Origin of the sequence: Marinomonas pontica, from assembly GCF_026191375.1 — a bacterium.
Classification (GTDB): Bacteria; Pseudomonadota; Gammaproteobacteria; order Pseudomonadales; family Marinomonadaceae; genus Marinomonas; species Marinomonas pontica.
This window is the reverse complement of record NZ_JAODTL010000029.1, coordinates 38,306-58,102: the sequence shown is the minus strand read 5'-3', so window position 1 is coordinate 58,102 and position 19,797 is coordinate 38,306. Positions and strand designations below refer to the sequence as shown.

20 protein-coding genes and 1 riboswitch are annotated in these 19,797 nt (G+C 48.0%); of the genes, 16 read left to right on the top strand and 4 right to left on the bottom strand.

Features of this window, described 5'->3' with window-relative positions:
• Positions 1-123: 123 nt before the first annotated feature.
• The 12 genes from N5P32_RS06405 (at position 124) to N5P32_RS06350 (ending at position 10,303) form a co-directional block, all read left to right on the top strand.
• On the top strand, positions 124-390 hold the full coding sequence (locus tag N5P32_RS06405) for an ABC transporter permease family protein (protein ID WP_265728286.1): 267 nt from the start codon (positions 124-126) through the stop codon (positions 388-390).
• The gene (locus tag N5P32_RS06400; RefSeq protein ID WP_265728285.1) at positions 391-942 is read left to right on the top strand and encodes a hypothetical protein; all 552 of its coding nucleotides are present in this window, start codon (positions 391-393) and stop codon (positions 940-942) included.
• Positions 884-1,750 carry an amino acid ABC transporter permease gene (locus N5P32_RS06395; RefSeq protein ID WP_265728284.1) on the top strand — a complete coding sequence of 289 codons (867 nt, stop codon included), beginning with the start codon at positions 884-886 and terminating at the stop codon, positions 1,748-1,750. The genes N5P32_RS06400 and N5P32_RS06395 overlap by 59 nt, the downstream gene beginning before the upstream one ends.
• Complete coding sequence (locus tag N5P32_RS06390) at positions 1,750-2,520, top strand: amino acid ABC transporter ATP-binding protein (RefSeq protein ID WP_265728283.1); 771 nt, start codon at positions 1,750-1,752, stop codon at positions 2,518-2,520. The genes N5P32_RS06395 and N5P32_RS06390 overlap by 1 nt, the downstream gene beginning before the upstream one ends.
• Before the next feature lie 181 nt (positions 2,521-2,701).
• Positions 2,702-4,012 carry an NAD(P)/FAD-dependent oxidoreductase gene (locus N5P32_RS06385; RefSeq protein WP_322783830.1) on the top strand — a complete coding sequence of 437 codons (1,311 nt, stop codon included), beginning with the start codon at positions 2,702-2,704 and terminating at the stop codon, positions 4,010-4,012.
• A gap of 161 nt (positions 4,013-4,173) precedes the next feature.
• Positions 4,174-5,847 (top strand): phosphotransferase, encoded by a 1,674-nt coding sequence (locus N5P32_RS06380; RefSeq protein WP_265728282.1) that lies wholly within the window; start codon positions 4,174-4,176, stop codon positions 5,845-5,847.
• Positions 5,837-6,733, top strand: coding sequence for a GAK system ATP-grasp enzyme (locus N5P32_RS06375; protein WP_265728281.1), 897 nt, complete (start codon positions 5,837-5,839; stop codon positions 6,731-6,733). The genes N5P32_RS06380 and N5P32_RS06375 overlap by 11 nt, the downstream gene beginning before the upstream one ends.
• Positions 6,730-7,815, top strand: a complete 1,086-nt coding sequence (locus tag N5P32_RS06370) for an HprK-related kinase B (protein ID WP_265728280.1) — start codon at positions 6,730-6,732, stop codon at positions 7,813-7,815. The genes N5P32_RS06375 and N5P32_RS06370 overlap by 4 nt, the downstream gene beginning before the upstream one ends.
• Positions 7,816-7,863: 48 nt before the next feature.
• Complete coding sequence (locus N5P32_RS06365) at positions 7,864-8,529, top strand: metallophosphoesterase family protein (protein ID WP_265728279.1); 666 nt, start codon at positions 7,864-7,866, stop codon at positions 8,527-8,529.
• Between the two features lie 664 nt (positions 8,530-9,193).
• Positions 9,194-9,463, top strand: a complete 270-nt coding sequence (locus N5P32_RS06360) for an amphi-Trp domain-containing protein (protein ID WP_265728278.1) — start codon at positions 9,194-9,196, stop codon at positions 9,461-9,463.
• 83 nt (positions 9,464-9,546) lie between these two features.
• Positions 9,547-9,786: a DUF1272 domain-containing protein gene (locus tag N5P32_RS06355; RefSeq protein WP_265728277.1), complete on the top strand. Its 240-nt coding sequence runs from the start codon at positions 9,547-9,549 to the stop codon at positions 9,784-9,786.
• Positions 9,787-9,862: 76 nt separating this feature from the next.
• Positions 9,863-10,303 carry a hypothetical protein gene (locus N5P32_RS06350; RefSeq protein ID WP_265728276.1) on the top strand — a complete coding sequence of 147 codons (441 nt, stop codon included), beginning with the start codon at positions 9,863-9,865 and terminating at the stop codon, positions 10,301-10,303.
• Between the two features lie 61 nt (positions 10,304-10,364).
• Here N5P32_RS06350 and N5P32_RS06345 read toward each other — a convergent pair whose 3' ends face one another.
• The 3 genes from N5P32_RS06345 to rarD all read right to left on the bottom strand — a co-directional run bounded on the left by N5P32_RS06345 (position 10,365) and on the right by rarD (position 12,847).
• On the bottom strand, positions 10,365-11,171 hold the full coding sequence (locus N5P32_RS06345) for an ATP-grasp domain-containing protein (RefSeq protein WP_265728275.1): 807 nt from the start codon (positions 11,169-11,171) through the stop codon (positions 10,365-10,367).
• 108 nt (positions 11,172-11,279) lie between these two features.
• Positions 11,280-11,741, bottom strand: a complete 462-nt coding sequence (locus N5P32_RS06340) for a hypothetical protein (protein ID WP_265728274.1) — start codon at positions 11,739-11,741, stop codon at positions 11,280-11,282.
• Between the two features lie 191 nt (positions 11,742-11,932).
• Complete coding sequence (gene rarD, locus N5P32_RS06335) at positions 11,933-12,847, bottom strand: EamA family transporter RarD (protein ID WP_265728273.1); 915 nt, start codon at positions 12,845-12,847, stop codon at positions 11,933-11,935.
• Positions 12,848-13,041: 194 nt separating this feature from the next.
• Positions 13,042-13,204: riboswitch (FMN riboswitch) on the top strand.
• A gap of 119 nt (positions 13,205-13,323) precedes the next feature.
• Here rarD and N5P32_RS06330 point away from each other — a divergent pair.
• The 4 genes from N5P32_RS06330 (at position 13,324) to N5P32_RS06315 (ending at position 18,827) form a co-directional block, all read left to right on the top strand.
• Complete coding sequence (locus N5P32_RS06330; RefSeq protein WP_265728272.1) at positions 13,324-14,253, top strand: DMT family transporter; 930 nt, start codon at positions 13,324-13,326, stop codon at positions 14,251-14,253.
• Between the two features lie 189 nt (positions 14,254-14,442).
• The gene (locus N5P32_RS06325) at positions 14,443-15,651 is read left to right on the top strand and encodes an MFS transporter (RefSeq protein WP_265728271.1); all 1,209 of its coding nucleotides are present in this window, start codon (positions 14,443-14,445) and stop codon (positions 15,649-15,651) included.
• A 202-nt stretch (positions 15,652-15,853) separates the two neighbouring features.
• Positions 15,854-18,004, top strand: coding sequence for an FAD-dependent oxidoreductase (locus N5P32_RS06320; protein WP_265728270.1), 2,151 nt, complete (start codon positions 15,854-15,856; stop codon positions 18,002-18,004).
• A 4-nt stretch (positions 18,005-18,008) separates the two neighbouring features.
• Positions 18,009-18,827, top strand: coding sequence for a DUF547 domain-containing protein (locus N5P32_RS06315; RefSeq protein ID WP_265728269.1), 819 nt, complete (start codon positions 18,009-18,011; stop codon positions 18,825-18,827).
• On the opposite strand, the gene N5P32_RS06310 is transcribed toward N5P32_RS06315, so the two are convergent.
• Positions 18,822-19,730, bottom strand: coding sequence for a LysR family transcriptional regulator (locus tag N5P32_RS06310; RefSeq protein ID WP_265728268.1), 909 nt, complete (start codon positions 19,728-19,730; stop codon positions 18,822-18,824). The two genes, N5P32_RS06315 and N5P32_RS06310, sit on opposite strands and share 6 nt — an antisense overlap.
• Positions 19,731-19,797: the final 67 nt, after the last annotated feature.

The window sequence follows — 19,797 nt, the reverse complement described above, 5'->3', positions numbered from 1 at the left end:
TTGTTGCCATGACAGTGTATCGATCTGCGGCAATTGCGGAAACGGTTCGAGCTGGCATGCAGTCTATCGACCGAGGGGCAGCACGAGGCGGCGTTTACCATTGGTTTCTCACGTGTTCAATCGTTGCGCTTGATTCTGATTCCTCAGGCGATTCGCTCCATTATTCCGCCAATGACCAACTCTTGGTTGGCGGCGACAAAAGATTCGTCACTTGCTGTGGCAATTGGTTTCCCTGAATTGGTGTCTGTGTTCATGCAAACTTCCATGAACCAAACCGGACGCGCCATCGAGATCATCTTTATGGTCATGGGGTTCTATATCTTCATCAGTTTGCTGATCTCTTACTTGCTCAACAAGTACAACGACAGCGTGCAGTATAAGGTGCGATAAATGGACGATTTGAATGTGAAAAATCAACCTGCATTAAAGCAATTTGTCCCGACGCCACCTCGTCCGCCACGTAAAAGCGAAAGAGGCATTCTAGGTACAATTCGTCATCGTTGCTTTAACAGTATTGGTAATAGCTTGCTGACCTTGTGTGTGGCAACTATGCTGTTTTATCTAGTGAAACATGTGTTGGATTGGGCGGTGTTTAATGCGGTTTTCATCGCAGACAATCGTCGTCAATGTATGGATATCAGCCCAGACGGCGCCTGTTGGGCCGGTGTTATTAGCTGGTTCAATGGTTTAATTTACGGGCGCTTTCCAATAGATGAACAATGGCGCGCTCAATATCGGCGTCTTGCTCGGATTGGTTTGGTTATTACCGCTGATGTCGAAGCTTATTCCATTACGCAACTTTGTCTTGCTGTCTTGGATTGGCTTGTATCCTTTTGTGGGCGGTTATCTTTTCTTAGGCGGCCGTTTTGGCGAGGAATTAGGCTTGGTACATGGCGCGATGACGTGTTTGGCCTTGGCATTTTTGGTCATCCTTTACGCTAATTGGATCTTGTCGGCGCTGGGTAAAAAAGGCCTAAACGAACTCTTTGTGCCGCTGGTGTCTCGCTTGGTTGAGCGTCGTATCCATCTGTTTAGCTTTGTTGCTGTTTGGCTGCTTGTTGCATTGGTGATCGCTCTTGGCCTTAGCCAAGTATCACTTGAGCCAGTGCCTATTGAGCGTTGGGGCGGTTTGTTCCTAACCTTCATTATTGCTGGTTTTGCCATCACCATGGCGATTCCTGTTGGTGTGATTTTAGCGTTGGGTCGACGTTCTAAATTGCCAGTGATTCATTGGTTGTCGATGACAGTGATCGAGCTAGTTCGTTCTGTACCTTTGATCACCGTCTTGTTTATGGCGGTGACCTTACTGCCTATCTTTTTGCCGGCGGATATGGAGTTTAACAAGCTCACGCAAGTATTGGTCGCGGTGTGTTTATTTGCTGGTGCTTACATGGCTGAAAACATTCGTGGTGGTTTGCAGGCGATTCCAAAAGGTCAGTACGAAGCCGCGGCTACGCTTGGCTTAGGTTATCTGCACACAATGGTGCTGATTATTTTGCCACAGGCGTTAAGAATGATGATTCCAAATATCATGACGTCGTTTATCAGTTTGCTGAAAGACACCACCTTGGTTTCCATCATTGGCTTGTTCGACATCATGTTGATGGCGCGCAACATTGCTAACGATAAAGACTGGGTGGGAATGCACACCGAGCCTTTGGTAATGATTTCCGTGCTCTTCTTTATCTTGTGCTACAGCATGTCCCAATACAGTTTGAATCTTGAAAAACGTTTAAAGGTGGATCGCTAATGACGACGTCATCAGGAAATTTAGCTCAAAAAGCCGTGACTGAAACGGCGATTAAAATCGACAACCTGAACAAGTGGTACGGAGATCATCACGTTCTGAAAGACGTTTCTCTAGACATTAGTGAAGGCGAAATCATGGTGGTTTGTGGACCGTCTGGCTCAGGTAAATCGACGCTGATTCGTTCTCTGAATCATTTAGAAGAGTACCAAGAAGGCGTAGTTTCTGTGTTTGGACAGCCGCTTTCTCGGGATCGTCAAAGCCATAAAATTATTCACCAAACCATGGGCATGGTGTTTCAGAACTTTAACTTGTTTCCTCATCTGACTGTTTTGCAGAACTGTACCTTGGGTTTGACTTGGCTGCGCAAGATGTCAGAACGTGACGCCGACAAAATGGCGATGCGTTTGCTGGATCGCGTCGGGATTGCCCATCTTGCGACACGTTATCCAGGGCAATTATCTGGTGGTCAGCAGCAGCGTGTGGCGATTTCTCGATCTCTCGCCATGGAGCCCAAAATCATGTTGTTCGATGAGCCGACGTCCGCACTCGATCCCGAAATGGTGAAGGAAGTCTTGGACGTGATGATCGATCTCGCCAAAACCGGCATGACCATGGTGTGTGTCACTCATGAAATGCAGTTTGCTCGACAAGTGGCTGATCGGGTGGTGTTCATGGCCGACGGTGAAATCATCGAAGTTGGGCCGCCAGAGCAGGTGTTGGTGAATCCCCAGTGGGATAGGACTAGAGAGTTTTTACAACACATACTCTGAAACCTTTGAACGATTGCTGTGCTCGTTAATACTTTGTTAAAAATAGACTCGAAATGCTCATTTATAATTATAAACTCTGCTTTCTCGTCTATTTTTTCCTCGTCTTAGCTTCGCTCGCGACTTCGTTCATGTGGTTTAAATTAAATACGAATTTACCCTTATTTTATGGAATGAAATCGATATGTTGGCAAAAAATATATCGACGTATACCAACATGCCTTTTTGGCTGGCAGATACGTCTTTGGCGAGCAAAATACATTCAAATGCACGCTTTGAAATGTCACACAAAGCTGACGCTGTGATCGTTGGTGGTGGCTTTACGGGGCTTTCTGCGGCCATTACTTTGGCGCGAGCGGGGCTCAAAGTGGTACTGCTGGAAGCGGGGCAATTAGGTGAAGGCGCGAGCTGTCGAAATGGTGGTTTGCTTGGGCCAAGCTTTAGTAAATTAGGCGTTGATGGACTCGAACGCCAGTATGGTCGTGACAATGTTCATGAGACGATTCGTGAAAGCTTATTAGCCTTTAATTGGCTGGTGGATTTTATCAAGGAAGAACAGATCGATTGTGATTTGTCTTTATGTGGTCGTTTCCGTGGCGCCAGTCATCCGAGTCATTACGCGGGCTTGATCGAGCAAGCGGAAGAGCTTGCGAAGGTCGTGGACTTCCCCGCGATCACAGTAAGTCGTCAGGATCAATTCGAAGAAGTAGGTTCTAACGCTTACCATGGCGGCGTGGTTTATCCGACCGATGGCACCTTACAGCCAGCCAAGTTACATCGTGGTCTGTGCCAAATTGCTCAGCAAGCGGGTGTGTTGATGCTAGAACACACCAAGGTGCGCGATGTCAGTAAACAAGGCGCCAGCTACAAGGTTCAGTACGATGGCGGTATTATCGATGCCGATCAAGTGATTATTGCGACTAATGGTTACACCGGTGGCGAGTTCGAGAAATTCAAACGTCGCATCATTCCGATTCGCTCTGCGATGATTGCCACCGAAGAATTGCCTGAATCAGTGATTCGTTCCGTGAGCCCGAAACTACGCGCCCACGGCGGTACCGAGCGTTTGGTTGCTTATTATCGACCGTCGCCAGATGGTAAGCGCATCTTGTTTGGCGGACGAGCGTTTGGCCGCGGTGATCAGCCACAGCTGTATTCAAAATACCTACAAGACTTCATGATTCGTACTTTTCCGCAATTGGAAGACGCAAAGATCGATTATGCTTGGTCAGGTTATGTTGCCTACACTTTCGACCATGTGCCACACATCGGCAAGATGGACGATATGCATTACGCCATGGGCTACTGTGGTTCTGGCGTTGGGCGTGCCAATTATTTTGGCCGCAAAATCGCCCAGCAGGTATTAAACCAAGTAGAAGGAAAAACGTCTTTCGACCAGTTTCCGTTCAACACGCGTCCGCTTTACACGGGCAAGCCTTGGTTCTTGCCGATGATCATGAAATGGCACGACTTCGCCGACCGTCGCGGTTGGTAACTTGTAGTCGGCATACTTCCTAAAAAGCCCAGTACATACTGGGTTTTTATCGTTTTGAACATGATTTTTTGCTTACTCTCTACTAGCTTTTGTCACATAACTGTCATCTAGATGCTTTCTACTGTCTGTATAGTTGCTCATAAACTTTTAGGGAAAATGTTATGTATTCACCCCCAGTGGTGTCTTCGCTTCAAGAGCATGTGTCGTTTCTCTTGAATGAAGTGGAAACACACTGTCATCTTGTTGAGCGATTTTTTACGTCTGGTTCTACTTCTATTTTATCGAGTATTCGCAGCCGCCGAGGTTATGTACAGGCGTTGCGTGAGAAGGCCGATATTGAAACGGCGCGGTTGCTAGAGCGTCGTAAAGCGCATACAACGTTCCATGCGCAGGTGTCGGGAATGCACGCGTTGGTGATCGCGCTAGAGCGGTTAACTCAGCATTGTTTTGATTGTGTTCGAGAAGGCACGTTAGCGTCGTCTTATGAGCACCCAACCGGCCCAGAATGCAGTAAGTTGGTAAAGCGCATTCGGCGTGCGTTGCGTTTGGTGCGCGTTGGTGTGAGCGATAATCGTCGCCGTACTGGCATCAAGTTAGGTCGTCGGACTCATAAATTGCTCGCCAGTTATAACGAGCTGCAAGCGCTCACCGTGCAAGCTAAGGCAGATTTAAGCGATGACCAACTGCGCGCTGCGATTGTCAGTAACGTCAGTGTAAAACGCTTGGTCGAGCAGTTGGGTGTGGTCGCAGAAGCCTTGATTAAAGCGGATCTTGGCCAGATCGCCACTTTGCAGAATTATCCACATTTGTTAGACAGCGCAACCAATTTGAATTATGACCTGCGAGACTTGAAAGTTCGACGTTTGGCGTTGACTCGTTCTGGTAGCGCGATTGCGGCGATCACCCATAAAGACGAATCGGGCAAAGAGGTGTTGGCGGTGTACAAGGAAGGGGATCGCTCCAAGATCGAAGAAGAAGTCGCGGGTGTGAATCAGTGGCGCAATATCGATCCAAGATTAGCCCCTAGCGTGCTTTCTCAAACTGGAACGTCTCGAACCGACGGCGGAAAACACAAAGACAACAGCGAATCGTCGTCGTTACTCATTGAACACATTCCCGGAAACACATTAGAAGCCTTGTTGTTGGCGGGGGATCAAGACGGTACCCAAGCCGCGCTAAAAACCTTATTCAAAACGCTGAACCAAACGTGGAAAACCACATTAACAGCGGAATCCTGCGCTGCGAATTTTATGGTGCAGTTGCAAAAACGCATTGGTGACAGCCGCAAAGTGCACCCCGATTTTTTTAAAGACGAAGAGCGCATCGGTTGTTACGTCAGCCAAGGTTTTGATGAGCTGGTGGAGTGTGTGGCGGAAAAAGAAGCACAATGGCGTGCGCCTTTTTCCGTGCTGACACACGGCGATTTTAACGTCGACAACCTCATTTACGACGACACGGAAAAACGTGTCTACTTTATCGATTTACACCGCTCGGCGTATTTTGATTACGTTCAAGATGTTTCGGTGTTGATGGTTTCTATCTATCGCTTGCAGGTGCTAAGCGGCGAAGCGCGAACCCAGATGATGGACAGCGTGAAAGCCGTTTATCGCTTTGCTAGGCGCTTTGCGGCACGCCAGCAGGATACGACCTTTGAAGTCAGGCTGGCGGCGGGGCTGGCGCGATCTTTCGCGACCTCTACGCGTTTTATCTTCGATAAAAAACTGGCTTCTCGCATGCATTTACGCGCTCGCTATTTGCTTGAGCGCTTGGCGAAGTTATCGCCCGAACAAGCCCAAAAATTTACCTTACCATTGAAGGATCTCTATGTTGAATAAGCCGAAAATCGGGGTCATTGGCATCCCCGGAAAATGGTCGACTGAAGTGTTGGCTGATCGCCTTGAAGAGCAAACTGGATTTCGCGCCGTGATCGATATGAATCAAGTGGAATTGCGTTTAGACACCAATGAGCTGATGTATCAAGGGCTGGATTTGATGACGCTGGATGGCTTGATCATCAAAAAAATCAGTGAGGTGTATTCTCCAGCGACAGAAGATCGGATTCATTTGTTGTCTCACGCCGAACGTGCGGGGGTAAAAGTATTCAGCCCGACTGACAGCGTGGGTAACTTGGTGAACCGCTTGAGCGGCACGCTGGCGCTGCAGCAGGGTAATATTCCTATGCCGAAAACCCGCATTACTGAAAGTCCTGCTCAAGCGTTTGAAACAGTGCGAGAGTTCGGCTCAGCGATTTTAAAACCGCTGTATTCCACTAAAGCGCGCGGCATGATCATGTTGACGGACGACGACAGCGATGAATTTGTGCGCAACGCCTTAGAAGAATATCGTCAGAATCAGTCCATTTACTACATCCAGCAAACGGTGAAACTGGATGGTCGTGATTTGGGCATGGTCTTTGTGGGTGGCGAGTATCTTTGTACTTATGCTCGTGTGGGCAATAAGGACTCTTGGAATACCACCATTAACAGTGGCGGGAAATACGAATTATTCGAGCCTGATGTTAGGCTGATTGAGCTGGGTCGCAAAGCGCAAGCGTGCTACGACCTTAGCTTCACCACGGTGGACATTGCCCTAACGGATCAAGGTCCGGTGGTGTTCGAAGTGTCGGCGTTTGGTGGCTTTAAAGGCGCACTTGAAGGGTGCAACATAGACGCGGCACGGGTCTACGCAGAACATGTTTTACAGGAGGTAACGAAATCATGATTAAAACATTATTGAACATGGCCCACGTGGATGAAGGGACAAAACATTGCACCGACACAATACGTTTGGTGTTTGCGGATTTGGCCGTCACGGTACACGCCAATGAGCCGATGTTGCTGGCCGCACTGGCGGATTATTATCGCAGCTACACAAGCATTGAAGCGCAAGCGACAGTGGCGCTGGATTTGTATGTCATCGAGCAAGAGGCCGCAGGCGAAGAGCTGGACTGGCTCGCCGTGCCAAGAGAAGAAGGCAAGCAAGGTCGAAAAGAAGGCTACATTGATGTGGCTGGCGGTCGTTGGATTAAGAAGTTCAAAACCGGTATGGCGTTTTTACAGCGTCCACAAAAGTTATTGGCGATTGGTCCCTGTGCGGCGAATTTGGCGCAAATTATTAATTTTATTAACAACCAGTTTTTAAATTTGTATTTGCGTCATGACTTTACCTTAGGGCATGCGTCTGCGTTCAGTGTTAATGGTGCGGTGACGGCCATTGCGGCGGGCTCTGGTGGGGGGAAATCGACGCTGATGCTGCGTTGTCTTGAAAACCCAGCGCGCCACTTTCTGACCAACGACCGAATCCTGCTGAAGAAAACGGAGCAAGGCACAAAGGCCATGGGGTTAGCAAAACTGCCAAGAGTAAACCCAGGTACTTTGTTGCATTCGGATCGTTTGCGTCACATTTTGCCCGAATCTCGCCAGCAAGCGTTGGCGCAAATGACGCAAGCTGAATTGTGGTCAATAGAAGAAAAGTACGATGTGCAAATCGAAGACGATTACGGTGCTGGTCGCGTGGATTTGGCGGGTAATTTAGAGCGTCTGATTATGCTGGATTGGTCATTGAACAGTGACGAACCCACTCAGATTGAAGCGGTTGATTTGTCCTCCGAACCCGATGCCATTGAAGGCTTGCGTAAGCGTCCTGGGCCTTTTTTTCAAGGCAAAGACGGTGCGTTTATTGATTTGAATGCGATTAGGTCGGTGTCGCACTATGCCTCTGAGCTTAGCCAAGTAGCGGTGTATCGATTGAAAGGCAAAATCGATTTTGATTACGCTTATGAATTAATCGCTGCGCTGGACTGAATGTCACGTGCCTGATTAATGGCTCTTTTAATAAAAAAGGTAAACACAATGCAAAGCCCAATCCCTGCTATCTCTGATCGACCTCACCATACGGATATTATTGCGCGTCTACCAAAAGAGTGGACGTCTTGGCCACGGGACGACAGCTCGGTCAACAGCCATGTATTGGAGCCCAATAAAACGCCTTCGTTGTTTCGGAAGAAAAATTTGCGTTGGCCAAAGCGTTCGGTGGTGTTTATTTCCGATCCGCACGCGGACGCTCATGCATTTGAAGCGTCATTGATCGCGGCGGGTGTGGCAGAGCGCAAGAAAAAAGCGGGCTTGGGTCAATTGACGTTGACGAAAAAAGGCAAACAGTCGGAGATCATCGTCGGTGGGGATTGTTTGGACAAAGGGCCAAGCAACCTCGAATTACTGCGCAGTGTAAAACAGCTTTATAAGCTGAAAGCGCGAGTGACGCTGCTGGCGGGCAACCACGATTTGCGTTTGCTCATGGGCTTGTTAGCGTTGGCGCGAAAAAAGACGTCGGCAATCAGCACTTTTTTGTGCGCATGGGCAAAAAAGTCGTGCCATTGTTTCGCGAAGTATTCGACGAATATTTGGCAGACACGCATTGGGACAAAAAAATCCCTGATGAAGATACCTGTCGAGAATTGCTTTTTCCTGGCGACGAATGGTTTAAAGAGTTTCCTTTTCATGCGGCTGGCTTTTTGACGGCGGAAGGCATCGATCGCGAAGTGCGCAAAATGGAATCGAAGAACCACAGCTTTGAAAAGCATTGCTTGGCTGCGGGATTGAGCCTGCGCAAGGTGTACGCTACCTCGTTGAAATGCCAAGCTTTGTTCCTACATAAAAAAGGCGAGTTCAATTGGTTTTTCCGCAAAATGGAGCTGGTCGCGAAACGTGGCTCGTTCTTGTTTTTGCACGCGGGATTGGATGACAGCATGGGGCAAATGCTACTAAAAAGCGGCACCAAATACGCGAACAAGGCCTTTCACCGTAACCTCAAGCGTCGTGACTTATTCAGCTTTTACTACAGTTCGATTGCCAACACCTTTCGAACCAAATACCGCGATGCCGACCTGCCACTGACCAAACGTGGCGTCGAAGCGATTCATAAAGCGGGCATTCATGTGGTGGTTCAAGGCCATATCAACCGTCAGCAAGGTCAGCGAATCACCATCAAAAAAGGCTTGGTGCACGTGGAAGCGGACATCACGCTAGACGCGCATTCTCGCAAAGCCGAAGGTTTAAGCGGCTTTGGCATAGGTGCGACTTTAATAGGGAAAGACGCCGGTATTGTTGGGTTAAGTTGTGACTACCCAACCGCAAAAGTCATTACGGCTCAGGATCTACAAGGAATTTACGGATAACATTTATGAAATCAAAAACCGAGTTCAAATACGAAGCGTTACTGGATGCTGATGATATTCAAGGCGTATTAAAAGCGCTTTCCAAAGGCTTATCCAAAGGCAAATTGGAGTTCAGCGAAGACAAAGACGGTGCGTTGACGCTCGACCCAAAGGGCCTGATGCGCTTGAAAGTCAGCGCGTCAGAAGACGAAGACAGCCAGCAATTTGAAGTCAAAGTACGCTGGGAAAAACGCCCTAAGCGCCTCAATAAAACCGCTCCCACTATTTCGTCGTGATCGTAGCGTTGGTGTAAATAGTGCCTTGAATCGCAAACTTTGCTAGATTGTCTTATCTATTGTTGATGACCACGAGGTGATTCATGTTAGCGCTGAGACCGAACTGCGAATGCTGCGATAAAGACCTGCCGCCGTCTGCCGACGACGCGATGATTTGCAGTTTTGAATGTACCTTTTGTCGTGATTGTGTCGATTCTGTGTTGCAGGGTCGTTGTCCAAATTGCGGCGGTAACTTTTCCCCTAGACCGATTCGTCCGGTCAGTAAACTGGCGAACAATCCACCTTCGACTGAGCGGGTTGTTTCGGACTGTTCTACCTCATAATATTAGATAGACCTGTCTCGACAGGTCGTTTTATCCAGCCCATTACTATAATTATAAAAAAGAAAAGGGGATGTCCGTGCTTAAACACCTGTTCTTCCTTGTCAGTTTGTTGTGCTCGCCTTCGTGGCTGTTGGCGGCAAATCCGTCTATTAATGAGCTTAATTCTTGTTTTGCTTTGGTGGATTTTGTCGATTCAAAATTGGACGAATTCGCGGGCAATTATGCAAAGGAAGACGTGCTCGCGGTGCATGCTGGTTTATCGGCGTATGGCGGCTTTTTGCAAAATGACATGATTAAGCCCAAGTTGCTGAACATGTATGGTGGCAATGAAGCCCAAGCGAAACTCATGCAAGCGTTGTTTGATCGTCAAAAAGCCAGCTTTTATAAGACGCTAAATGGGCGTTACACCGAGAAAAACTCTTCACTGAATACGCTGCAGGCATCAATGATTGTCGTGCGAATGTCAGCATTCCCCCTGCCATCGCCAAAACCCTTAATACAGCCATCAACACCATGATTAAAATGGCGAGACAGAGACCGTAAGCCATCAGGCTTGGCTTATTGGCAGGGGCGGCGCGCTAAAAACCGCTAGGTTGATCGATCAAGTTAGCCACTGACAGCAAATGCTGCTCATTGAGGTAGTTCAACAGTTCCGTGTTGACGTCATTTTGTATGGTAGGCAATCCTTGGTTGCCAAAGATACGATTGATTTCAATCACATATGGCACTGAACCGACCATGGCAATGTCGAAACCTGCGTGGTTGATGTCTAACGATTCGGCCAAATAGGTGACAAGATCTTGCGCTTCTTTTGGAATCAAGGCCGCTTCCACCTGCCCACCTTGGCTGATGTTGTTGTGAAAGCCGTTGTCTGACTGCAAACGCCAGTAACCGTTAACGATTTTATTACCAACCCAGATGACGCGCATGTCTCGGTCAATGGGCAGGTATTCTTGCGCATACAGAACGTCTGTTTGCGCCACGTAGTCGCGCCATTGACCAATGGTTTCGATCAAAAATACGCCGTTGCCCATGCTGCTGCGTGGAATCTTTGCCACGAAAGGAGAAGGCATGTCGTCCCAGATTTTCTCGGCTTCGTAGGGCGTGTTGGCTGCGATAATCGTGTAGGGATGTTGTGCGGGTGCGACGGTACGAAACGTCCGTGTCATTTCCACTTTATCGTGCCCAATCATGTAGGTGGCCAGACTAGGAAAAATTCGCTTTTTCAGCCCGTGAACCAAGGCGTTGAGTTGCCAATATTGAGGAAAAAGCAGCCAATCGGCGTCTTTTATTTCATCCAAATGGTCGTACATCGATTCGGGTTTGATGTAGCGAACTTGCGGCAAATGCAAGGTTCTTAGGGCGTCAAAAGAGATGATTTTCATAGCGTATAATCAGTAGACAAACATGCCGCGATTTTGGGACTTAGCGCCTAAAAAAGAAACAAAAAACGACGGGGTTTATATATCCAATCATGCTAAAAACTTATTTTATTAGACCGTTTTGTTTTTCATATGTTCGCTTTCTCGTGGCGCGTATTTCAGAAAAATGCCAAGTGAAATCAATAGAAAACCAGCGCTGGCGATGATGGCCACGGGGTAGTACAAGTTCCCCGCCATATCGAGTTGGCTATATTTGATCACCATAATGAGGCCTTCTAGTGCCATCGCAACACACACGGTGCCAATAAAACGGGGCAGCGTGCGTTGTAATAAGACAATGATGTCATGCTCATTACCGTGACCGTACTCTTTATTTATCACCATGGCCAGTTCAAACACGGCAATCGCGATGATGTTTGAATTGATGATTTTAATGACGATTTGGGTAAAGCTTTCACCACCTCGAAAATCGCTTATGGCACCCGCAAAGCTGGCAATGACCACCAAGCCTGCCAGAGTGAAAAAAATGGTTGAGAACGTTTTGGCGAAAGTTTTTTGGACATTGAAGTTCATTGCAAGCAGCCATGTTGTGGAAGTTGTTCTTTACAATGGGGCTTATGGGGGAAATAAACAGTCGGATCAATACGTTACCGCTAAGCTTCCTTTTTGATGACGGTGTTTTGGCAATCCTTACAGAGCGGAAAAAATCCACATGCCGAGGACTCGTCATGTGGATTGGTCATAGGTTCAATGGTGAGGCGAACTTAACGTAAGGCGTTTTTATCGAGTGCCTGTTTGGCTCGGTTTTTACGAATTTTACGAACCGAGTCGAGAATCAATATGGCAAGCGCGGACCAGATCAGCACAAAGGTGGTCAGCTTTTCTGGGCTAAGCGGTTCGTCGTACAAAAACACCGCGAGAAAAAACATGCCCGTTGGGCCGATGTATTGAAAGAACCCAAGCGTCACCATGCTGACTCGGTTTGCCGCTGCCGCAAAGCACATCAACGGTACCATAGTGACTGGCCCTGCCGCGAACAACAACCAATTTACATGCGCGCTGTTGTCAAAAATATTCGCCGTAGCAGATGGGCTCCAGATCAAATACAAAAGCGCAAATGGCAACATAATCCCCGTTTCTATCGCCATGCCGGTGAAGCTGTCGACGGCCACTTTTTTGCGAACCAAGCCATAAAAGCCAAAAGTCACTGCGAGAATAAGCGCTATCCAAGGCAAAGAGCCGAATTGAACCACCTCAAACACCACCGCACAAAAGCACAGAACAACGGCGGCTTTACGTACTTTATCGAGTTTATCCTGAAAGAAAATCATACCTAACAAGATACTGATGAGAGGGTTAATGTAGTAACCCAAGCTGGCGCTGAGCATCTTGTTATTTTGTACCGCCCAAATAAACGTCCCCCAATTGAAGCCAATAAGCAAAGTTGAAACCAGCATGGCCAACAGTGTTTTACGAGAGCGAAGGACGGTTTTCAATGCGTCGGTATAGCGAAGAAGTAAGATCAATATCAGAACAAGGATGAAGGACCAGACGACTCGATGAGCCAGAATTTCTTGTGCCGGAACAAATGACATTTCTTTAAAGTAAATCGGCGCGATGGCCCACAAAGTGAACGCCGTCAGCGCATAAAAAATGCCGCTTTTGGAAGAGGTTTGCATTGAAATCATCCTATTCAATGAAGATTATTTTTAGATGTGAACGTGTGCATGAGAGTGTATAGCAATACTGCATAAATGGTCAGAATTTTGTTGATAAAGAAACAAACAATGTCATTTTGAGGCGGTCAATTTATCGCCGGTTTATTGCCTAAACAAAGGGATAGCGGTAAAGTGACGGTTGAAATTTTTACATTAATCGAACTTCGGGGCGGGGCGAAATTCCCCACCGGCGGTGATTTGACAAGATTGAAGAATCTATCAACAGCCCGCGAGCGCTTTGTTTATTATGAGCAAAGGTCAGCAGATCTGGTGAGACTCCAGAGCCGACGGTTACAGTCCGGATGATAGAAGTCGACCAAGTCTTTGTGGCGCCTGATGCTTTTCAGGTGCTTCTGAGCTGTGCTTTTCTGCGTACAGATCTTGGTACTATTCGTTCTCATCACCCCTGTGCATCTTACTGATTGGAGAAACCAAAGATGGCAGGCACATTTTTCATCATGATCGCGTGTTTCACGTGGGCATTGGATACCTTAATTCGTTACCCTTTACTGGGCGCGGGTTATTCCACACTGCAAATTGTTCTTATCGAACACCTTACTTTGGTGCTGTTCGTCAGTCCTATGCTGTGGCGCTATCGTCACGTTTATCGTCATATGTCGATCAGCGGTTTTTCGTGCCTGTTTTTTATTGGCGGCATAGGCTCGGCCATGGGTACCTTGGCATTTACGGAAGCCTTTCATTATTTGAATCCAACTGTGGTGATCTTGCTGCAAAAGCTGCAACCCATTGTGGCGATTCTATTGGCCTACTGGTTGTTGAAAGAGCGCATTGAAGGGCAGTTTGTTCGCTGGGCGGCGGTGATTTTGCTGGGCAGCTTCGTGATGATGTGGCCAGACCTTCGCCAATTGGGTGATGCGCAATGGCACTATTCAAGCGACACTGCCAGCATCATGAAAGGTTACGGTTATACGCTCATCGCCGTGATTGCATGGGGCGCAGCAACGGTGTGCGGTAAATATTTATCGCATCAACACATGCCCGCCAACGCGATCATGTCAGGGCGTTTTGTAGCGGGATTATTGGTGTTGCTACCGATGGCGTTGGCACAGTCTGAGAGCCTAGTACCAATGACGTCTATTGATTTGAGTTTGGCGGTTGTGATGGCTCTACTAAGTGGTTTTATCGGCATGTGGTTCTATTACCAAGGGCTCAAAACCGTCCCCGCACAACTTGCTACCCTGGCCGAACTGTCCTTTCCCGTCTTCGCCGCCGCCATCAACTGGCTATTCCTAGACATGGGCTTAACTGGCTACCAAATCATCGGCGGTTTGATGCTGATTTTAGGCAATATTGGCCTACGCATGAAAGAACTGAGAAAAACAGAGCTAGCGCCAGCGGCTCAGTAACAGAATGGTAAGAGCCTGACCGACAATTGTCGGGCTCTGTTTCTGCTTTTCCTTTTTTAATTCCGCAAATACCTGCCCCTATTTGGGGCTTTTTGCATTAGAATGGCGCTCTTAATTTGTCCGCGAGGTCAGCTTTTAGCGGGTCTTTTCGTATGGATGCCGTCATTTTTACTCTAATAAGGAAGCGAGATGCCAAACACGTCTGTTCATTCTCCAATGGTTGAGCCGAAAACCCAGTGGCTAAACGTTATTTTATTGTGGATCGCGGGGATTTCCGCGGCGATGCAGTTTGCTAAGGTGTCGGTGTCGTTTGACGCATTGCTGGCGCATTATCAAATGGGCGCGCCGTCTACAGGGGCTGCGTTGTCTGCAGTGGGCATTGTGGGTTTGGTGTTCGGTGTGTCAGCGGGGATGATTGCCAGTCGCGTTGGGTATTTGAAAGTGTTGGTGGGGGCTTTGTTATTGGGCGGCACTTTGTCGTTTGTTCAGTCCAGCTTACCTTCTTTTCAGGTGCTGTTTATCACTCGAATGTTAGAAGGCTTTTCTCAGTTGGGTGTGGTGGTTGCGGCACCCACTTTGATTGCGAAATTGAGTGCGCCACAACATAGATCGTTGACCATGGGCATTTGGGGGACGTTTTTTGGTGTGGCGTTTGCTGTGTGTGGCTGGTTGGGCAAGAGCATTCTAGGTCATTACGGTTTACAGGCTTTGTTTCTTAGTCATGGTGTGTTTATTACGGCCATTGGCGTGGTGTTGTTTTTTAAGTTGCGAAAAAATCCGGTGTTGGATTTGGTGCCTGTGACAGAAATGCAAGAGGGCTTTTTGAAGCAAATGATGCAGGTTTATCGTAACCCGAGAGCCTTGCTGCCTAGCTGTGTGTTCTTGTTTTATACCTGCACTTTAGTGTCGATTTTGACCTATGTGCCGGGGCTGATTGATGATGCGTCGTTAAAGACGTTGATGTTGGTGGTGTTGCCGTTAATCAGTACCAGCGGTACGTTTTTAGCGGGGGCGATTGCGCAGTATTTGATGAAGCCGCAGCGCGTTGCGCTGATGGCGTATTGCGGTGTGGCGAGCTGTGCCGTGGTGCTGTCTTTCATTAATGGTTCCGCGGGGTGGTTTTGTTTTGTCGTTGGGATATTGGTGCTGTTTTTGGGTATGGTGCCGGGCTCTGCGTTGGCGATGATCCCGACTCTGGCGCGCAATCCGAGTGAGCAGGCGCAAGGTTATGGTTTGCTTGCGCAATTTGGTAACCTTGGTGCGACCGTTGGGCCGCCGTCGTTTGCAACGGCCATTTCGCTTTATGGTTTGACGGGGCTGGTGGCGTTGGTATTGGCGGTGTGTTGTTTTGGCGTTTTGTTCAGTCTTCTTGCTGGGCGCATTAAAGGCACTCGTTAATCTTTTCTGGTTAGTCTTTTTCTGGTTAGTACTTTCTGTGTTTTGGCCGTGTTTGATTCACAAGCATGGCCTCTCTTCATGTTTTGTTTCAAAAAGAATCCAAAGTCCTGTAATAATTTAGGCTTGGGCTCAGTCTAATGTCTACACATCGAATCAATTGGTTTTTATCCAGAGTCGAAAAGGCTCTTTCGGGGTTTTACGAATGAAAAAAATGGGATTGCTGGTATTCATCGCAGCATTAGCGGCGGGCTTCTTTTATTTTGACCTGCATACGTTATTGACGCTGGATGGTTTGAAGTCTGGGCTTGCGCAATTTGGTGCGTGGCGCGATGACAGCCCGTTATTGGTCGGCGGCGCATTTTTGCTGCTGTACGTTATTGTGACGGCGCTGTCTTTGCCCGGCGCGGTGATCATGACCTTGGCGGCAGGTGCCTTGTTTGGTTTGTTGTGGGGGACGGTGATTGTGTCGTTCGCCAGCAGCATTGGGGCAACCTTGGCGTTTTTGGTGTCGCGTTATTTGTTGCAAGACACGGTGCAATCGCGTTTTGGCGGGCGTCTAAAAGCGTTTAACGAAGGCATTGCCAAAGACGGCGCGTTTTATCTGTTTACTCTTCGTCTGGTGCCGATTTTTCCTTTTTTCTTAATTAATTTGCTGATGGGGTTAACGACGATTCGTGCTTTGACTTTCTATTGGGTGAGCCAAGTGGGCATGTTCGTCGGAACCTTGGTGTACGTCAATGCGGGAACTCAGCTGGGTCAATTGGAGAGTTTGTCGGGCATTTTATCGCCTTCGTTATTATTATCTTTTGTCTTGTTGGGAGTGTTTCCGCTTATCGCGAAAAAAATCGTCGATCTGGTGAAAGCCCGTCGTGTGTATGCTGGATTTACTAAGCCAAAATCCTTTGATCGTAATTTGATCGTCATTGGCGCTGGCGCTGGTGGATTAGTGAGTGCTTACATCGCGGCGACAGTAAAGGCTAAAGTCACCTTGATTGAAGCTCACAAGATGGGCGGTGATTGTTTAAATTACGGTTGTATTCCGAGTAAGGCGTTAATCAAGAGTGCGAAAGTTGCTCATCAAATGCGCCATGCTGAAAATTATGGATTGAACAGCAGCGAGCCGACGTTTTCGTTCAAAAAAGTCATGCAACGTGTTCACGATGTGATCTCGAAGGTTGAGCCTCATGATAGCGTTGAGCGTTACAGCAACATGGGTGTCGATGTAGTGCAAGGTTACGCTAAATTGATTGACCCTTGGACGGTGGAAATTCAACGAAACGACGGCGATACGCAACGTTTGACGGCGCGCAGTATTGTGTTGGCAACCGGCGCACGTCCTTTTGTGCCGAATTTACCGGGCTTGGACGAGGTAGGCTATTACACCAGCGACACTCTATGGGAAGCTTTTGCCAAATTCGATGAGCCGCCGAAGCGCCTTGTGGTGTTGGGTGGTGGGCCGATTGGTTGTGAATTGGCACAGAGTTTTGCCCGTTTGGGATCGACGGTCACGCAAGTGGAGCGCTCGGCTCGTATTATGGGGCGAGAAGACGAAGATGTGTCCAAGCTGGCACAAGAAAGCCTCCTTCAAGATGGGGTGATCCTGTTGACTTCTCATAGTGCGGTGCGTTGTGAGAAGGAAGGGGAAAGCAAGCGTTTGATCGTTGAACACGATGGGCAAGAGTCTGTGGTGGAATTTGATGCGCTGATTTGTGCCGTTGGTCGTGAAGCGCGCCTGGAAGGTTACGGCTTGGAAAATCTGGGGATTGAAACCAAAGGCACCATTGTCACCAATGATTACCTTGAAACCCTTTACCCTAACATTTTTGCCGCGGGCGATGTGGCGGGACCTTATCAATTTACTCACGTTGCCGCTCACCAAGCGTGGTATGCCGCGGTGAATGCGTTGTTTGGCTCGTTTAAAAAGTTCCGTGTCGATTATCGAGTGATTCCTTGGACGACGTTTGTTGACCCTGAAGTGGCGCGAGTGGGCTTGAGTGAAAAAGACGCCAAAGACCAAGGCATTGCTTATGAAATGGTGCGTTACGAATTGGATGACTTGGACCGCGCCATTGCCGACAGCGCGGCAAAAGGCTTTGTCAAAGTGCTGACGGTGCCGGGCAAAGATACGATCTTGGGCGTGACCATTGTTGGCGAACACGCTGGGGATTTGTTGGCAGAATTTGTACTGGCGATGAAACATGGTCTTGGCCTGAATAAAGTCCTCGGCACGATTCACACTTATCCAACGTGGGCGGAAGCCAATAAATACGCTGCAGGTGAGTGGAAACGTGCCCACGCGCCACAGCGTATTTTGAATTGGCTGGAAAAATACCATGCTTGGCGTCGAGGTTAATGTGATGAATAAACTTCGCTTATTGGTATTCACGCTATTGAGCTTTACCTTCGCTGGTTTGTTCAGTGTTCAGGTAAGCGCGGCAAACGCATTTGATCATGGCCAGTGGGATGCCTTGCTCAAACAGCACGTCGTGGAGCTCAAGGGCGGTCAGGCAAGCCAAGTGGATTACCAAGGTTTTGCCGATGATAAGGCGCAACTGGATCGCTATTTAGCGGATTTGTCTCAAGTCGATAACACTGATTTTGATAGCTGGTCCAAAGACGAGCAATTGGCTTTTTTGATTAATGCGTACAATGCGTGGACAGTGGATTTGATTGTTAGCCAGTGGCCGGATCTGGAGTCGATTAAAGATCTCGGTAGCTTTTTTCGTTCACCGTGGAGTAAGTCGTTTATTCCGCTATTGGGTGAAACGCGCTCTTTGGATGATATCGAACATAATTTGATTCGTGGTTCAGATCGTTATCAAGACCCACGCATTCATTTCGCGGTGAATTGCGCGAGTATCGGGTGTCCTGCGCTTCGCAATGACGCTTATACGGGCAAGCATTTAGATGCTCAACTAGACGAACAAACGCGACTTTTCTTGCAAGATCGCAGTCGAAACCGAATAGATGATGGCAAGTTAGCGCTGTCTTCTATCTTTAAATGGTATCGAGAAGACTTCGAAAAAGGCTGGAAGGGTTATTCATCATTGGAGCTGTTTTTAGTCGATTACGCGGTGGATTTGTCTTTAAACCCTGAAGAGATTCAGAAGCTGAAAGACAAGGATATGACCATCCGTTTTCTAGATTACGATTGGGCGCTGAATCGTACTTTATAAATCGCTTCCCGTGCTGTTAGCGAAGCTCTTCATCATTTCCCAGAATACGTTTGCTTGCGAGCTTTGGGTTTGATGGCGTAAGCGAATCATAAAAATGGGCAGCTGATTCTGTGAGGTGAAATTTTCTACTTCAATCGGCACCAGCTGGCCATTGTCTAACTCGGCTTGAATGCAATGTTTTGGCATGCGTGCCCAACCCAGTCCGTGTATCAACAAGGTTTTCTTCGCTTGGAAATCGTTCACATACCAGCGTTTGCCTGTGGGTAAAACGTATCGGTGGCCATTTTCTGAGGCGTTGGCGGTGGTGTCGTTAACCAAAACTTGGGGAATCGAATACAGGGATTGTTGCTTTATTTTGGTGTCGCTGGCGTTAAGCGTGGCGAGTAATTCTGGGCTGATCACCGCAATCATGGTGATTTTGTTCAGTTCGATAAAGGCGTGTCGGTCATCAAGCCCGTATCGTGGGCCAATGGCGATTTCGCATTTGTTCTTGGCGAGCTTTTCTTGCACGCCATAAAGGTGATCTGTGGTGATGTCTAAGGCAATATCCGCGTGCTGATGCTGAAAGGCTTTGATGCGTGACATGCAGTCATCGTCGAGCGCCATTTGGCTGAGGCAGAGCTGTAACGGTGCTTCTATGCCTTTCGCCAAATCATGGCCAAGGTTTTCCAACTGCTGCGCTTGTGAAATCAGTTTTTTGCTTTGCTGGAAAAAGGCATGACCTTCGGCGGTCAGTGTGGGCCGGTAGCTGTTTCGATCAAATAGCAAAATGCCGTATTGTTCTTCTAGTGCTTTGACCGCGGCGCTGATTCCCGGTTGGGTTTTATGAATCGAATCCGCTGCAGAACGAAAACTGCCCGTTTCGACAACCGCAATAAAGGCTCTGAGTTGGTCGAGTTTCATGTTGCCCTCAATATGATCATTAATTCGAATCGTTTTGATAATAAAACGAAATTATTTATTGTTCATT

What these genes read in the sequence shown, in the direction of transcription:
- N5P32_RS06325 (WP_265728271.1), top strand. Translation starts at nt 14,443, where the DNA reads ATGCCAAACACGTCTGTTCATTCTCCAATGGTTGAGCCGAAAACCCAG.
- N5P32_RS06390 (WP_265728283.1), top strand. Translation starts at nt 1,750, where the DNA reads ATGACGACGTCATCAGGAAATTTAGCTCAAAAAGCCGTGACTGAAACG.
- N5P32_RS06365 (WP_265728279.1), top strand. Translation starts at nt 7,864, where the DNA reads ATGCAAAGCCCAATCCCTGCTATCTCTGATCGACCTCACCATACGGAT.
- rarD (WP_265728273.1), bottom strand. Translation starts at nt 12,847, where the DNA reads ATGCAAACCTCTTCCAAAAGCGGCATTTTTTATGCGCTGACGGCGTTC.
- N5P32_RS06375 (WP_265728281.1), top strand. Translation starts at nt 5,837, where the DNA reads ATGTTGAATAAGCCGAAAATCGGGGTCATTGGCATCCCCGGAAAATGG.
- N5P32_RS06310 (WP_265728268.1), bottom strand. Translation starts at nt 19,730, where the DNA reads ATGAAACTCGACCAACTCAGAGCCTTTATTGCGGTTGTCGAAACGGGC.
- N5P32_RS06370 (WP_265728280.1), top strand. Translation starts at nt 6,730, where the DNA reads ATGATTAAAACATTATTGAACATGGCCCACGTGGATGAAGGGACAAAA.
- N5P32_RS06400 (WP_265728285.1), top strand. Translation starts at nt 391, where the DNA reads ATGGACGATTTGAATGTGAAAAATCAACCTGCATTAAAGCAATTTGTC.
- N5P32_RS06385 (WP_322783830.1), top strand. Translation starts at nt 2,702, where the DNA reads ATGTTGGCAAAAAATATATCGACGTATACCAACATGCCTTTTTGGCTG.
- N5P32_RS06315 (WP_265728269.1), top strand. Translation starts at nt 18,009, where the DNA reads ATGAATAAACTTCGCTTATTGGTATTCACGCTATTGAGCTTTACCTTC.
- N5P32_RS06330 (WP_265728272.1), top strand. Translation starts at nt 13,324, where the DNA reads ATGGCAGGCACATTTTTCATCATGATCGCGTGTTTCACGTGGGCATTG.
- N5P32_RS06360 (WP_265728278.1), top strand. Translation starts at nt 9,194, where the DNA reads ATGAAATCAAAAACCGAGTTCAAATACGAAGCGTTACTGGATGCTGAT.
- N5P32_RS06340 (WP_265728274.1), bottom strand. Translation starts at nt 11,741, where the DNA reads ATGAACTTCAATGTCCAAAAAACTTTCGCCAAAACGTTCTCAACCATT.
- N5P32_RS06380 (WP_265728282.1), top strand. Translation starts at nt 4,174, where the DNA reads ATGTATTCACCCCCAGTGGTGTCTTCGCTTCAAGAGCATGTGTCGTTT.
- N5P32_RS06345 (WP_265728275.1), bottom strand. Translation starts at nt 11,171, where the DNA reads ATGAAAATCATCTCTTTTGACGCCCTAAGAACCTTGCATTTGCCGCAA.
- N5P32_RS06355 (WP_265728277.1), top strand. Translation starts at nt 9,547, where the DNA reads ATGTTAGCGCTGAGACCGAACTGCGAATGCTGCGATAAAGACCTGCCG.
- N5P32_RS06320 (WP_265728270.1), top strand. Translation starts at nt 15,854, where the DNA reads ATGAAAAAAATGGGATTGCTGGTATTCATCGCAGCATTAGCGGCGGGC.